Origin of the sequence: Weeksella virosa DSM 16922 (genome assembly GCF_000189415.1) — a bacterium.
GTDB lineage: Bacteria > Bacteroidota > Bacteroidia > Flavobacteriales > Weeksellaceae > Weeksella > Weeksella virosa.
Genome location: NC_015144.1, coordinates 756,116 through 771,059, shown reverse-complemented (window position 1 = coordinate 771,059; position 14,944 = coordinate 756,116). Strand labels below are relative to the sequence as shown.

Annotated in this window: 13 protein-coding genes and 2 tRNA genes; 8 read left to right on the top strand and 7 right to left on the bottom strand. The window is 38.2% G+C overall.

The annotated features are described in order from the left end of the window. The first annotated feature begins 336 nt into the window (after positions 1 to 336). The 3 genes from rpsT (at position 337) to WEEVI_RS03805 (ending at position 967) form a co-directional block, all read left to right on the top strand. Complete coding sequence (rpsT, locus tag WEEVI_RS03815) at positions 337 to 591, top strand: 30S ribosomal protein S20 (protein WP_013597849.1); 255 nt, start codon at positions 337 to 339, stop codon at positions 589 to 591. Positions 592 to 609: 18 nt separating this feature from the next. Further along, a tRNA-Glu gene (locus WEEVI_RS03810) sits at positions 610 to 681 on the top strand. Positions 682 to 895: 214 nt separating this feature from the next. After that, positions 896 to 967: transfer RNA gene (locus WEEVI_RS03805), tRNA-Glu, on the top strand. A 53-nt stretch (positions 968 to 1,020) separates the two neighbouring features. Here WEEVI_RS03805 and purE read toward each other — a convergent pair. Together purE and WEEVI_RS03795 are read right to left on the bottom strand one after the other, a co-directional pair. Then, positions 1,021 to 1,524, bottom strand: coding sequence for a 5-(carboxyamino)imidazole ribonucleotide mutase (gene purE / locus WEEVI_RS03800; RefSeq protein WP_013597848.1), 504 nt, complete (start codon positions 1,522 to 1,524; stop codon positions 1,021 to 1,023). A 4-nt stretch (positions 1,525 to 1,528) separates the two neighbouring features. Next, on the bottom strand, positions 1,529 to 2,656 hold the full coding sequence (locus WEEVI_RS03795; RefSeq protein ID WP_013597847.1) for a 5-(carboxyamino)imidazole ribonucleotide synthase: 1,128 nt from the start codon (positions 2,654 to 2,656) through the stop codon (positions 1,529 to 1,531). Positions 2,657 to 2,696: 40 nt separating this feature from the next. On the opposite strand from WEEVI_RS03795, the gene WEEVI_RS03790 reads away from it, so the two are divergent. Next, on the top strand, positions 2,697 to 3,659 hold the full coding sequence (locus WEEVI_RS03790; protein WP_013597846.1) for an endonuclease/exonuclease/phosphatase family protein: 963 nt from the start codon (positions 2,697 to 2,699) through the stop codon (positions 3,657 to 3,659). 69 nt (positions 3,660 to 3,728) lie between these two features. Here WEEVI_RS03790 and WEEVI_RS03785 read toward each other — a convergent pair whose 3' ends face one another. The 5 genes from WEEVI_RS03785 to WEEVI_RS10900 form a co-directional block, all read right to left on the bottom strand. Further along, positions 3,729 to 4,259, bottom strand: coding sequence for a hypothetical protein (locus WEEVI_RS03785; protein ID WP_041942062.1), 531 nt, complete (start codon positions 4,257 to 4,259; stop codon positions 3,729 to 3,731). 119 nt (positions 4,260 to 4,378) lie between these two features. Continuing rightward, positions 4,379 to 4,576 (bottom strand): hypothetical protein, encoded by a 198-nt coding sequence (locus WEEVI_RS03780; RefSeq protein WP_041942061.1) that lies wholly within the window; start codon positions 4,574 to 4,576, stop codon positions 4,379 to 4,381. 76 nt (positions 4,577 to 4,652) lie between these two features. Further along, positions 4,653 to 5,504, bottom strand: a complete 852-nt coding sequence (locus WEEVI_RS10905; RefSeq protein WP_013597845.1) for a hypothetical protein — start codon at positions 5,502 to 5,504, stop codon at positions 4,653 to 4,655. A 122-nt stretch (positions 5,505 to 5,626) separates the two neighbouring features. Next, positions 5,627 to 6,490 (bottom strand): hypothetical protein, encoded by an 864-nt coding sequence (locus WEEVI_RS03770; protein ID WP_013597844.1) that lies wholly within the window; start codon positions 6,488 to 6,490, stop codon positions 5,627 to 5,629. A 57-nt stretch (positions 6,491 to 6,547) separates the two neighbouring features. Further along, positions 6,548 to 7,495, bottom strand: a complete 948-nt coding sequence (locus WEEVI_RS10900) for a hypothetical protein (RefSeq protein ID WP_013597843.1) — start codon at positions 7,493 to 7,495, stop codon at positions 6,548 to 6,550. A 462-nt stretch (positions 7,496 to 7,957) separates the two neighbouring features. Between WEEVI_RS10900 and WEEVI_RS03760 the strand changes: the two genes are divergently transcribed. The 4 genes from WEEVI_RS03760 to WEEVI_RS03740 all read left to right on the top strand — a co-directional run bounded on the left by WEEVI_RS03760 (position 7,958) and on the right by WEEVI_RS03740 (position 14,891). Next, positions 7,958 to 10,372, top strand: a complete 2,415-nt coding sequence (locus WEEVI_RS03760; RefSeq protein ID WP_013597842.1) for an alpha-ketoacid dehydrogenase subunit alpha/beta — start codon at positions 7,958 to 7,960, stop codon at positions 10,370 to 10,372. Positions 10,373 to 10,856: 484 nt separating this feature from the next. Further along, the gene (locus tag WEEVI_RS03750; RefSeq protein ID WP_013597840.1) at positions 10,857 to 12,110 is read left to right on the top strand and encodes a type IX secretion system plug protein; all 1,254 of its coding nucleotides are present in this window, start codon (positions 10,857 to 10,859) and stop codon (positions 12,108 to 12,110) included. A 183-nt stretch (positions 12,111 to 12,293) separates the two neighbouring features. Then, a complete protein-coding gene (gene pruA, locus WEEVI_RS03745) occupies positions 12,294 to 13,922 on the top strand; it encodes an L-glutamate gamma-semialdehyde dehydrogenase (protein ID WP_013597839.1) in 1,629 nt (542 codons plus the stop codon). A 45-nt stretch (positions 13,923 to 13,967) separates the two neighbouring features. Then, positions 13,968 to 14,891, top strand: coding sequence for a cation diffusion facilitator family transporter (locus WEEVI_RS03740; RefSeq protein WP_013597838.1), 924 nt, complete (start codon positions 13,968 to 13,970; stop codon positions 14,889 to 14,891). Positions 14,892 to 14,944 lie beyond the last annotated feature (53 nt).

Genomic DNA, 14,944 nt, shown 5'->3' with positions numbered 1-14,944 from the left:
AAATCGTATTCAAAACTGTTAAAGCGAAACAAAAATAGTTTTCCAGTTGCTAATCGTATCTATTTTTCTGTGTGTTTGACATTACTTTAACTACTTTAACTTTTTTTAACAAAAAACTTTAACATTTTTTATCTACGAAGAATTTGTAGATATCAAAACTCTTGCTATATTTGCATCCGCTTTTGGTGAGAGGATTGTCTGCTTAAATAGGAGAATTCTCGTGAAAAGGATAATAACATGTAATTTTTATGTTTTAATTTGCTTAGATTAATAAAATGTTTTTATCTTTGCCGAACCAAAAAAGTAAGATAATTTATATTAAGATTATTATTAGCTATGGCAAATCATAAATCAGCATTAAAGAGAGTAAGACAAAACGCCGTAAAACGCGATAGAAATAGATATTATCACAAATCAACACGTACTGCAATAAAAAAATTACGTGGAGAGGAGGATAAAGCAGTAGCAGAAGCAGCATTCCCAAAAGTTACTTCTATGATTGATAAATTGGCAAAACGCAACATCATTCATAAGAACAAAGCTGCCAACCTGAAAAGCAAATTGGCAAAACATATCAACGGATTAGGATAATATCCTGAGTCGTCTAGTGCTCCCTTCGTCTATCGGTTAGGACATCAGATTTTCATTCTGAAAAGAGGGGTTCGATTCCCCTAGGGAGTACAAATTTTCGCAGCAAAAAATACCTGTTGCGATTTTTTTTCCTTAATATTTTAAGGAAACATTATAAAAATTGTTTTTTGTGTTTTGTTTGTATGAATAAAGCAAAGGCTTTATTCTAAGAGAATGAAAATGTCGCTGTATGATTCTAAATGAATTGTACATCGGCGTTATTCTCAAAACAAGTCAAAAAAAATAAAAAACTATAGCAATTGATGCTCCCTTCGTCTATCGGTTAGGACATCAGATTTTCATTCTGAAAAGAGGGGTTCGATTCCCCTAGGGAGTACTAATATTGTAAAAAAAAGCAGCTACTTACATACAAGTGCTGCTTTTTTATTCTTATTTATCGAATCGATTCGGATATTTTTCTTTTACCTTCTCAATTTTTTCTTCTACTTGTGCTTCCATTTCTTGCTGGTAGCGAGTTAATTTTTCTGTAATTTCATCATTAGAACTTCCCAGAATACGTGCAGAAAGAATTGCCGCGTTTTTGGCTGCGTTTAGTGCAACCGTTGCTACCGGAATTCCGTTTGGCATTTGCAAAATAGAAAGAATAGAATCCCATCCGTCGATAGAATTAGATGATTTTATTGGCACGCCTACTACAGGAAGCGTCGTCAAGGAGGCGACCATACCAGGTAGATGTGCTGCGCCACCAGCACCGGCAATAATAACTTGTATTCCTCTGCTTTTGGCATTCTGTGCATACTCCACCATTCTAATCGGTGTTCTATGTGCAGAAACTATTGTCAATTCGTACGGGATAGAGAGTGATGCTAAGAAATTTGCTGCTTCTTGCATAATTGGTAAGTCACTATCGCTCCCCATGATTATTCCGACCATAATTTTATTTTTTTGCAACCACTTGTATGGTTTGGTTAATATGTTGGATATTGTTTTTTAATTCGTCTAAATCATTATTTAGGAATGTTAAATGACCCATTTTTCGTCCAGGTCGTGTTTCTGTCTTGGCATACCAATGCAAATATGTTCCTGGTATTGTCAATACTTTTTCTATGTTCTTTATTTCGGCAGAGCCAACTTCGCCATCTGCTCCAATCAAATTTACCATGGCAGAAGTTGATAAGAGTTTTGTAGAGCCTAAAGGTAATTTTGCTAAGGTTCGAAGCATTTGATCGAATTGAGAACTTTCGGCTGCCTCTATGGTAGAGTGCCCCGAGTTGTGGACACGGCAGGCCGTTTCGTTTACCCAAATAGAACCGTCTTTGTTCAGGAACATTTCTACTGCAAAAACTCCTGGTGATTGCAAAGCTTTTACGACTTCTATGGCTAGATGTTCTGCTTTTTCAGAGGTGGATTTCGGTAGGGTAGACGGCATCAAGAGGTAGTCTAATAAATTGTACTCTTCATTGAAAACCAATTCTACTGTTGGGTAGGTAACTACATTGCCAAGATGGTCTGCAACGGCTACAACGGCTATTTCTTTTTCTAGATTGGCTGCTTTTTCGATGATAGAAGGTGCTTGTAGTAGTTTTTGAAAATCATTTTCATTGCCTAAAAACTGAACTCCTTTCCCATCATAGCCTCCTTTTCGTGTTTTCTGGAAACTAGGAAACTGTATTTCTTTCTCGGGGATTTCTTCCCAATTGTTGATTGTGATATAGGGTGCTGTCGGAATTTTATGTGTTGTATAAAAATCTTTCTGTACGCCTTTGTCTTGTATGATGGCTAATGCTTCAGGATCGGGAACAATGTGTTTGCCCATTTTCTTCAGTTCGCGCAATGCATCTGTATTTACATGTTCTATCTCTATCCCGATGGCGTCTACTGTTTTGCCAAAATCTAGTACTGTTTGGTAGTCTGCAAAATCTCCTACCGTAAAAGAATGTGCGTGTTTTGCACAAGGTGCGTCGGGCGAGGGATCGAGGATGTGAATCTCGAAAGGGTATTGTAGTGCGTTTTGCAAAAACATATAACCTAATTGTCCGCCGCCTAGTATGCCAATTTTTGTCATAAAGTGATAATTGTTCTTTGTTTTCTTTATTTTTGTTTCGATGAAAAATAATTCACCTTTTGGTTTTGCAAAGGTAAGTAAAGTTTTAGTTTACTTGTTCTTTTTGGCTTATCTTACAGGTAGAGCTTTTGCCGATTATTGGTTGTTCGATATTGTTGCGCAGTATTCTGTGTATACGCTTGCGTTTACGCTGGTTTGTACGGCCCTCTATATTTATGCAGTACGTAAAAATCAAAGGAAATCTATTCTTTTTCCGGTACTATTTATTTTGTGTTTTTGGCAATTATTTATGTTGATACGTCCTTTCTATTTTGGTGAAAATGCCAAAACAGAGTCTCCGAACTACAAGGTGGCAAGCGTCAATATTTATTCTCAGAACAGCGATGTATATACGCTGATGCAATTTATAAACAAAGAAAAAGCCGATCTTGTTTTGCTGCAAGAAGTTACCACAAAATGGCAAAATAACTTGGATAATCTGCGTACTTTATACCCGTATTATCACGAAGAAGTGCGGGATAATAATTTTGGTATCGCTTTGTATAGTCGCTACCCAATAGATTCTCTGGTAGTGAAAAATTATATAGATGATAGGCATCCATCTTTATGGGCAACCATTTCGGTAGGCGAAAAAAAAATACAAGTTTTGGGGACGCATCCAGTGCCGCCATTGCCTAACCAGGCGCGGTTCGAGAAAAGGAATCTTCAACTAGAGTTGATGAAAAAAGATATAGAAGAGTCTGACCATGAGAATATATTGTTGGTGGGTGATCTTAATTGTACGCTCTTCTCGCCGAACATCAATAAAATAAAAAATGATAAACTAAAAGATGCTCGTTTGGGCTTTGGTTTTCAGAATTCATGGAATGCTTTTGTCCCAATTTTCAGAACCAATATCGATCATATTTGGGTCTCGAAGAATATAAAAGTAACCAATTTTTACCGCGGTGACTTTATAGAATCTGACCATTTCCCGATCATTGCTGAACTGAAAATAGAATAAATTCTAGAACCGATTGGCAAGAAATTGGCTGCTTTTTCTTAGGTGAACATGTCGATTGGTAGCTAAATTTTATTCATTTAGCTTTTTGATATTGAGTGTAAATCCTCTGTGTCGGTTTACACCTCCTATATAAGAGGTAAGGATAGAGGCTCCCTGAAGATTACCACTACTATCTTTTGTTCTGAACATTTTCACCCTAACAGACGAACCAGAATCTAGTCGGACAATGGCCGTAGGAATGGTATAATTGTCTTCTAAGGGATTTGTTACTCTGAAAAAAGTTTTTCTACCGCCTGATACCGTAGTCCAAGTAGATTCCCCATTTCTTTTTATGTCGATACTAAAAGCTATATACCCGTATTTTTGGGTATCAGCTGGATTAAATAAAAGTCGAGCAGCTACAGAACTTGAAATCAAATAAACTCCATCTTCTGGGATGATTGCATTATTCGATGAGGTTGTAACTTTTAGCGTGTTTTTCTTTAGATCATCAGAATTTATTGGTAGAATATAAGGTGTACCGCTATTAAACGGACCTGGTTCTACAACATAATTTTTATCAGAAACTATAAAAGTAGCTACTTTAGTAAAGTCTGCCATACCTACCAAACCGTTTTCATCTATATAGATCGGTATAGCTTTAGGGTCGGGTATAGAATCTAGTACTCTTATTCTTACTCCGCCATTTACATCTAGACTTTCGCTTGGCAGCGTGGTGCCTATGCCAAGTTGACCATCTGCAGTGATACTACGTCGTTTTTTTGTTGGTCTGCAGATGGTGAGTCTGTAGGTGGGTTGTCTTTTTTACCGTCTATATGAAACAGTTGTTGCGGATTGTCGGTGTTGATCCCGACTTGTGCGTATAGGCTACTTGCTATAAACAGCAGGATAAGGTGATAAAAAATTCTTTTATACATTTTTTGTAGAAATCTATTGTTTTCTGCTGCTGTATGTAGCAGAACTCTAGGTTGCCTTGACAGTAGGTTTTTCTCTCTATAGTTTTTTGATGTTTAGCTTATACTGGTCTTGTCCCAGACCGCCTATATACAAATTTTCAATAGGGTCTCCTTGTAGTACACCATTCTTATCTCTGGTTCTGTAGACTACTAGCCTTACGTGAGAGCCAGCATCTAGACGAACTATTGCTGTAGGTATTGAGATGGTTTCGTTGATGATATTTCCTATTCTATGGAAGGTTTTTCTAGTTCCAGCTACTCTGGTCCATTTAGTTTCACCTTTTTTTTGGATTTCTAAATCATAACCAATAAACAAAAGCTTAGAAGATGTTGAATCCTCCTCAGCGAAAGTAGCATAAGTAAATATTGAGCTCGATAGCATATAGTCGCCCTCTTCTGGTATCAGATAACTAAAATTATCGGCTTTAATATTAAGCGTATTAACTGGAACAGGAAATTTATCATTCCAAGCATAAAGAGGCTCGCGACTACCTTTGTTAAAATTTTCTGAATGTATTACTCTCACAGAAGTTGATGGTACAGAAGCTGCAATTTTATAAGTTATAGCCTTGCCCACCAAGCCGTTTTCGTCTACGTACAGCGGCGATGCTATAGAGTGTTTCAGTGAGTCGGTTACACGTATTCTTGCTCTTCCGTTTACATCTAGTTTTTCGGTTGGCGCTATGGTACCTATACCGAGGCGGCCGTCTACAGTGATTACTACATCGTCTTTTTGTTGGTCTGCTGATGGTGAGCCGGTAGTGGGGTTGTTTTTTTGGCCGTCTACATGAAACAGTTGCTGCGGGTTATCGGTGTTGATCCCGACTTGGGCGTATAAGCTGCTTATTGCAAATAGCAGGATAAGAAGATAGATATTTTTTTTATACATTTTTTTATACGAGTTTATAGGTTTATTAGTCTATTTTGATGCAAAGATATTTTGTTTTTTTACAAAAAATAAGTTACCAACTATATAATTAACATTTCTACAGCTTTCTGTGTTCTCTACCATTATAGCTTTACGATGTCTAGCGTAAACCATGGGTTATGATAATACTTACCGATTATTAGATTATCTGGCTCGTTAGTTTGATTAGAATTGTTACTGCTGTATATAGACATCCGTAGCAGTGTGCCCGGCTCTAACGCTACAATGGTGGTAGGGAACGTTATGCTACAGAACACAAAAGATAGATGTTTTCTAGGGTAAGCTTTTTTCCCGCCCGTTATCGACTTCCATTTGGTTTCACCTTCTTTCTTCATTTCTATATCATAGAATACATGAGCAAATTCTACCCCATCGTTACTGTCAAATACTAGAACTGGTATCGCAGAGCCCGAAATTAGATAGTTTCCTTTTGCAGGGACTACTAATTCGTGATTATCAGTAACGGTAAAATACAGAGAATTGAAGTCTAGCATAGTATTATATTGTAAACCTTCTTCGGTAATGGGCAGCACCCAAGGTGTATTTTTACTATTATGTTTAAATTCATGTACATATGGTGGGTCTTCATCAGTATTGAAATAAGAAAATATCGACAGTTCTTTGGCTTTGCCTACCAGGCCACTTTCGTCTACCAGCAGGGGCGATACCGTTTCGCTGTCTAGCGTATTGGTGTTGCGTATTCTTGCTTTTCCGTCTATATCTAGGCTTTCGGTGGGTTCTGTGGTGCCTACACCTACACGACCGTCTTCTGTGATGACTACGTCGTTTTTTTGTTGGTCTACCGTTGGCGAGCCGGTAGTGGGGTTGTCTCTTTGGCCGTCTACATGAAATCTTTGCTGCGGGTTTTCGGTGTTGATCCCGACTTGGGCATAGAGGCTGCTTGCTACCAATAGAATTATAAGGAGAGTAAAGGTTTTAGTATGCATTTTTTTATTGAGTTTTAGGTGTTTTTTTATTTATAAAATTTTGAACTGGCATCCATCTTATAGTTTGATGATGCTGAGGGTGTACGAGGGCACATCACCCGAACCGTCTACATACAGCTGGCTAAAAGTATTGCTGTGAAATAAACCAGGATATGTACCAGGTGAATTAAAATGCTGCTTATAACCTCTACCGTTGTTCATTCGTATTCTGATCAGCGTGCCTGCTGATAGTTTTGCTAATTTGGTAGGGAAGGTGTAGGTGTAAGACGCCCCAGCGTTTAGGCTTTCTCTGGTATAGGTTTCTCTGGTACCTGATCCATAATAAAAAAGTTGTAAAGAACTTTTTTGATCTTGTATTTGATAGTCTATATAGCCATACCCATTGCCGTCATCATTTAGGCTGCCTCTAATGGTCACCGAACCAGTAAGCAGATAGATACCGTCTTCGGGTATTCTGATGGCTGCCGGTAAAAAATATCTACCGCTTCCTGTTGCTGGCGAATAGGTAACGCCTAGGGTGTTGTACTTGGCGTCTTCTAGCACTATCGGTAGATAATAATAAAGATTGGGATTACTCCAATATCGAGAAGGTATATATTTATCAAACTTCCCTAGGTTGTATTGTTTGTCAGACGAGAAGTAAACCGCCTTTTGGGGTTCGGGCAGTATGTTTGCCTTGCCTACCAAGCCATTTTCGTCTACATAGAGGCGGGCTATTGCAGAGCTTTCTAGGTAATCGGTATTGCGTATTCTTGCTCTACCGTCTACATCTAGACTTTCGGTTGGCGCTATGGTGCCTATGCCCAGGCGGCCTTCTTCGGTTATCACTACATCGTCTTTTTGTTGGTCTGCAGATGGTGAGCCGGTAGTGGGGTTGTCTTTTTTACCGTCTACATGCAATAGTTGCTGTGGGTTATCGGTGTTGATCCCAACTTGTGCGTGCAGGCTGCTTGCTGCAAACAGTATTATATTAATAGTTAATAGAAGGAGGTTTTTTTTGTTCATTTTCTAAAAAAAAGTTTAGTTTGTTTCACAAGGTTTGTATAATAAATAGATTTTTTTTTTGACGTGTAAAATCAAAAGTGTAAATATAAACCAATAATTAAAAATCTGAAAATTATTTTTTAAAATCTAAAAATTATTTTTTTGATATTTCCAAAATAGTCAAATTACAGATGTAGACAATTGTAGTCAATAGCTATTGCATTCAAAAGCAGTTTTGGCAAGATAATAAACAAAATTTCACCATTGTAGCGTGTTTATAAAGGCTGTAAGTTATGTGTTATGCACAAAAAATATGCCAAAAAAGCCTTTTTTCTAACGGCAAGAAAACATAGAAAAAAGGCAATAATACTTCTATAATAGCAAAGACAAGGAAAGAGCTTAGGGTCGCTGGCGATGAAAAAACAATATTTTTTCACTTTAATTTGCTACTTTTGTAAGGTAACAAACAAAATTTACTTTTGAATGGGAACACAGGATATGGAAAAAATTTCCTTCGATACATTAAAAACACAAATCCTCAACGATTATAAAACAGCCTTCATCTCACGAGAAATGAGTTACTTGGGGCGTAGAGAAGTGCTTACCGGGAAAGCAAAATTTGGTATTTTTGGCGATGGAAAAGAGCTTCCGCAAATTGCCATGGCAAAAGTTTTCAGGAATGGAGATTTCCGTTCGGGCTATTACCGCGACCAAACTTTCATGATGGCGATTGGCGAATTAACTATTCAGCAGTTTTTTGCTCAGCTCTATGCCGATACCAATTTGCAAAACGAACCGGCCTCTGCCGGGCGACAAATGACATCGCACTTTGCTACCCGCTCTCTCAACGAAGATGGCTCTTGGAAGAACCTTACAGAACAAAAAAACTCTAGCTCAGACATATCGCCTACTGCAGGGCAAATGCCACGCCTTTTGGGGCTGGCGCAAGCATCGGCCGTGTACAGAGCAATCGGTGATCAGGATGGGCGCTTCTCGAACAACGGAAACGAAATAGCTTTTGGTACAATAGGAGATGCATCTACCTCCGAAGGGCATTTCTGGGAAACTATCAATGCCGGAGGAGTTTTGCAAGTGCCTATGGTGGTCTCTATTTGGGACGACGGATACGGAATTTCTGTGCCTGCTCAGTACCAAAGAACAAAATCGGACCTAAGTGAAATGTTGAGCGGTTTCCAACGAACCAATGAAGAAAGAGGTTATGAAATAATTACGGCTAAAGGCTGGGATTACCTAGAGCTGGTAGAAGCCTATAAACAGGCAGAAGAATTGGCACGCAAACATCATATTCCGTGCATTGTTCATGTTACAGAATGTACGCAGCCGCAAGGACACTCGACTTCGGGATCACACGAACGGTACAAAAACGAGGAACGTTTGGCTTGGGAAAAAGAATTTGATGGAATAAAAAAATTCAAAGAATGGATCTTGGCCTATCAAGTAAATGAGCATACAATAATTTCTGAAGAAGAGTTAGAAGCCCTAGAAAAAGAATGGAAAACTCATGTGAAAACTGAGCAAAAAATTGCTTGGCAAAACTATTTAGATCCGATTGTTGCTGCAAAAGAAGAGGTAGTTACACTGGTAGAAAATCTACAAAAAGAATCTGCAAACGCTGCTTTTATCGGCGTAGAATTAAGTCAATTGAAAACCAAAAAAACACCTTTCAAGCGAGATGTATATGCAGCCGCAAGAAAAGTTTTACGCCTTACACGAGAAGAAACCCTTACTGCAAAAGCAGCCCTGATTTCTTGGCTAGAAGAGAATATGGCAAAAGAAGAAGAAAACTATAGCTCTAAGCTGTATAGCGATACCGAAAAAGCCGTAAAGAACATCCGAAATGTAGAACCAGTCTATGAAGAAAATCGCCTAGAAGACGGGCGTGTAGTTGTGCGAGATAATTTTGATAAAATCTTCGAGCAATACCCCAATGTAGTTGTTTTTGGTGAAGATTCGGGGAACATAGGAGATGTTAACCAAGGATTAGAAGGCTTGCAAGAAAAATACGGGAAAGTAAGAATCTCAGACACCGGAATACGAGAGGCTACGATACTAGGACAAGGAATTGGTATGGCTATGCGAGGACTTCGGCCAATTGCAGAAATCCAATACCTAGATTATATTCTATATTGTTTGCAAGGTATTTCGGATGATTTGGCGACCGTTTTTTATCGTACCAAAGGCGGACAAAAAGCACCCGTTATCATACGAACACGCGGACATCGACTAGAGGGGATTTGGCATTCGGGTTCACCAATGGGAGGGATTTTGTCTCTGGTGCGTGGAGTAAATGTACTGGTGCCAAGAAACCTAACAAAAGCAGCTGGTTTTTATAATGCACTATTGCAAACAGACGAGCCTGCAATCGTTGTAGAAAGCCTGAATGGTTATCGACTGAAAGAGAAAATGCCATCGAATTTGGGTGAGTTTACCACGCCAATTGGCGAAGTAGAAATCACCAAGACGGGTGCAGATGTTACGTTGGTAACCTACGGTTCTACTTGGCGAATTGTTATGGATGCAGCAAAAGAGTTGGCTATGCTGGGGATAGATGCAGAAGTTATCGATGTGCAATCGTTGATACCGTTCGATCAGTCGCATGCAATCTATCAATCATTAGAGAAAACCAACCGATTGGTAGTTATAGACGAAGATGTGCCAGGGGGAGCAACCGGCTATATGTTGCAAAAAATTCTCGAAGAACAAAAAGCCTATCATTTATTAGACAGTCAGCCGCTAACCATTGCAGCAAAAGAACACCGTCCACCGTACGGCACCGATGGAGATTATTTCTCGAAACCTTCGGTAGATGAAATTGTAGAACGAGTATATGCATTGATGCACGAATCGAACCCTGCAAAATACCCTTCAATTTATTAAAAAAAAGTTAAAATCTAAACAATAAGCCAAAAGTGTCTGCGTTCTAAGATGTAGACACTTTTATTATCTATGAGACTATTTTTACACATGTTGTTGAGTTTCATTATATCTATACTGATATGTATGCAAATGTTTTTTGCACATCAGCTTTGGTATAGTAACGGCGTCTCGACAACCTATGATTACAATTTAGCCCTGTCCTCAATTGGTTTATACTTTATCGTTGTTTTCAGTTTTGTTTTTATAAGCTCTTTTTCAAAGTACAACGTATTTCTGGTTTGGATTATTTCACTTGTCTTTGTCATGCATTTTGCAACATCCCTACAAACCGAAAATTTTTTTAATTTTATCAATGGTCTAATGATGAAGAACCTGTGGGATAATCTACTCTTAAAACCAGTATTTGTTTTATTATTGGGCTTGTTAATTTTTCTCAACGGAGTATTATGTCTAACTTTTAACAAAATAAAACCACGATTTTTCAATGAATTTCACTAAGTTGTTTGTTGTTTTTGTATGCATAATGGTAGGCGTTTCTTATGCTCAAATCCCCTATGTTCAACCACCGAAAAATATTCAAGCGATCCAATTATTCAATCCACAGACCAACGATAATACACCAATAATCGAACTAGGAAAAGGCTATTTATTGTTGTCGTTTGATGATTTAGAAGCGGGTTATAAACGTTATCAATACAAAATCGAACATAGAAACGCCGACTGGTCGCCTTCCAACGTATTCCAGTCAGAATATTTAGACGGATACAGTTCAGATTATATCAAAACCTATAAAAACTCCTTCAATACCTATCAGAAATATACCAATTATCAAATCCAAATTCCCAACAGAGATATGAATATTAAACTGTCTGGTAATTATATACTTACGGTTTATTTGGATAATGATACGAAGCCGATTTTTACCAAGCGTTTCGCCGTTTATCAAAATCAAGTTGATCTAGGTGTACAAGCCACACGTTATGTAAATAGTCTGGATGAATGGTACAACCAAAGAATCCAAGTTCAGGTAGCTAGTGCGAATGTGAATCTTACCGAATCACCCGAAGCTGCAAAACTATACGTCATGAAAAATAACAATTGGAACGATGGTATGCCAATGACACCACAATTTTCTAGAAGCAACCAATTAATATATAATTCGAACAAATGGGTAATGGAAGGCGGAAGCGAGTACAATTGGTTCGATACCAAAAATCTAGACGTGCCAGCACTTTCTACCGAGAAAACACTTCGGCAAGACAGTGTTTATTACACTTTTCTTCGTCCGCACGAACCTCAATATCAATATTTGTACAATGATTATCCAGATATCAATGGGAATTTTTACATCCGAACCATTCGTGTCGGCACCGAAAGAAACGCAGCATCCGAAGCAGATTACACATGGGTAAATTTTGCTTTAGAACCGTTCGATTTTCGTGGTCAAGATTTTGAAGTGTTTGTGGTTGGTGCTTTCAACGATTGGCAGCTTACCGATACCAATAAAATGAAAATGAGCGAAAGCGGATTGTGGGAAGTAGAACTATACTTGAAGCAAGGCTATTACAATTATCAATTTGCGGTACGAAACACCAAAACAGCCGAAGTGTCGCAAACCTATATCGATGGAAGTTTTTGGCAGACCGAAAATCTGTATCAAGCTTTGTTCTATTTCAGGCCGTGGGGTTTTCGGTATGATATGCTGATTGGTTACGGAGAGGGAAATTCTCGTAAGTAGCACATCGCCCAAAAAGAAGAAATACTACGGGAAGTTGTTTTTAACTTTTTTATAGAACAACTTTTTTGGCATATAACTTTTGTTTATTTACAAGCTTACGAATCGAAACTTTAAACTGAACTGTTGAGGATTCTAAAAGAATATCACTAAATTTGTGGAAATTAAATAATAAAATACAAACAAATGGCAAACGGTTTTTTTTCCATTCCAACAATAGCGAATGAACCAGTAAAAGCATATGGAGCAGGTTCTGTAGAACGTGCAGAATTACAAGCAGCTTACAAAAAAATGTTCTCGGAAATAACCGAGGTTCCGCAATACATAGGGGCCGAAGAAATTTTTAGCAATAATAAAAAAGAAATTCGTCCTCCACACGACCATCAGAAAGTAGTAGGATATTATCATGTAGGGACCCAAGAAGATGTGAAAAAAGCTATCGAAGTAGCTTTAGAAACACGCAAGACCTGGTCGAGAACTACGTGGCAAGAACGAGCAGCTATTTTCTTAAAGGCAGCTGACCTTATTGCAGGACCATATCGTGCAAAAATCAATGCTGCAACGATGATTGGTCAATCGAAAAACGCCATGCAAGCCGAGATTGATTCTGCTTGTGAGTTGATTGATTTTTTACGATTCAATGTAAAATTCATGACCGAAATTTATGCAGATCAACCAATTTCATCTCCAGGAGTATGGAACCGTGTAGAATATCGTCCGTTAGAAGGATTTACCTTCGCCCTAACGCCGTTCAACTTTACGGCAATTTCTGGTAATTTACCTACCTGTATGGCATTGATGGGGAACGTAGTAGTGTGGAAACCATCAGACAAACAATTGCTTTCTGCAAAAGTAATCATGGAAGTGTTGAAAGAAGCAGGTTTACCAGACGGAGTAATCAATATGGTATTGACCGGTGGAGCAGAAACCGCTAAAACAGTTATTGAACATCCAGACTTTTCGGGAATCCATTTCACAGGATCAACAACAGTTTTTAGAGATATCTGGAAGCGCATCGGAGACAATATCAATACACACAAAACTTACCCACGCATCGTAGGAGAAACAGGAGGAAAAGATTTCGTAATGGTGCATAAATCTGCTAAAGCAAAAGACGTAGCAATTGGATTGGTACGTGGCGCATTCGAATATCAAGGGCAAAAATGTTCAGCAGCTTCTCGTGCATATATCCCAACCAACTTGTGGGCAGAAGTAGAAAAAGAAATGAAAGATATGCTGTCTACCGTAACCGTTGGTACACCAGAAGACTTTACGAATTTTGTGAATGCGGTAATCGATGAGAAAGCATTCGATAAAATATCAGGTTACATTACTCGTGCAAAAGAATCTGCTGAGGTAGAAGTTGTTTATGGTGGAAATTTCGACAAGTCGAAAGGTTATTTTATAGAACCAACAGTTCTTAAAACAACCAACCCAAAATACGAAAGCATGGTAGAAGAAATATTCGGCCCTGTCTTGACGATTTATGTATACGACGAAGATAAATACGAAGAAACTCTACAATTAGTAGATGAAACTTCTGAGTATGCTTTAACAGGATCAATCTATGCTATGGATGCAGATGCATTGCAAAAAGCATATGTAGCATTGGAAAACGCAGCTGGAAACTTCTATATCAATGACAAGCCAACCGGAGCAGTGGTAGGTCAACAGCCATTTGGTGGAGCAAGAGCATCGGGAACAAATGACAAAGCAGGATCTGCAATGAATTTACTTCGTTGGACATCAGTACGTACAGTAAAAGAACAATTCGTACACCCAACAGATTATAAATATCCGTTTTTAGAAAAATAAAACTTACCTTTAGAACCTCACTTCGGTGGGGTTTTTTTTATCTTTATGGAATCGAATACAGATAAAGCAATAAAAGCTTCTATATTTAGTGTTTTAGGAAATCTTTGCTTAGCTCTTATCAAAGGTGTGGCAGGATATCTCGGCAACTCTTATGCTTTAATTGCAGATGCCATAGAATCTACAACAGATGTCTTTTCGTCTATTCTCGTAGTATTTGGTTTGAAGTATTCGTCTCGTCCGGCCGATGAAAATCATCCTTATGGACACGGGAAAGCAGAAGCAATCGTAACATTTATGGTAGTTTTGTTTCTGATTGTTTCGGCCTGTATCATTGCTTACGAAAGTGTACAAAATATCTTAACACCGCACGATATGCCAAAACCATTTACGCTGATTGTTTTGGCAGGAATTATTTTGTTCAAAGAACTATCTTACCAATACGTTATCCGAAAAAGTAAAGAAACCAACAGTTCTTCTCTCAAGGCAGATGCGTGGCACCACAGAAGTGATGCGATAACCTCTGTCATGGCATTTATAGGGATTTCATTCGCACTTATTCTAGGACCAGGATGGGAAGCATCGGATGATGTTGCAGCACTGATAGCATCGGGAATTATACTGTACAATGCGTATAGAATTTTACGTCCGGCTTTGGGCGAAATCATGGACGAACATTTGTATGATGAACTTATAGAAAATATCAAGACAATAACACTGCAAGTACCCGGAGTTTTAGGAACCGATAAGGCCAACATCAGGAAATCGGGCATGATGTATTTTGTAGATTTACATGTCATTGTAGACAAAGGAATTTCGGTAGGAGAAGGGCATGAAATTAGTCATTTAGTAAAAGATCTTATAAAATTTAAAATACCAGAAATTGCAGATGTTTTGATTCATATCGAACCAGATTATCTCGAAAATAAAAATTATGAAGAACGATTGAACCGACTGAAAAAGAAAATCTAAAACGAAAAGAACAGCTTTCTCCTATAGAATCTATAGAAAAGAAAACCCAACAA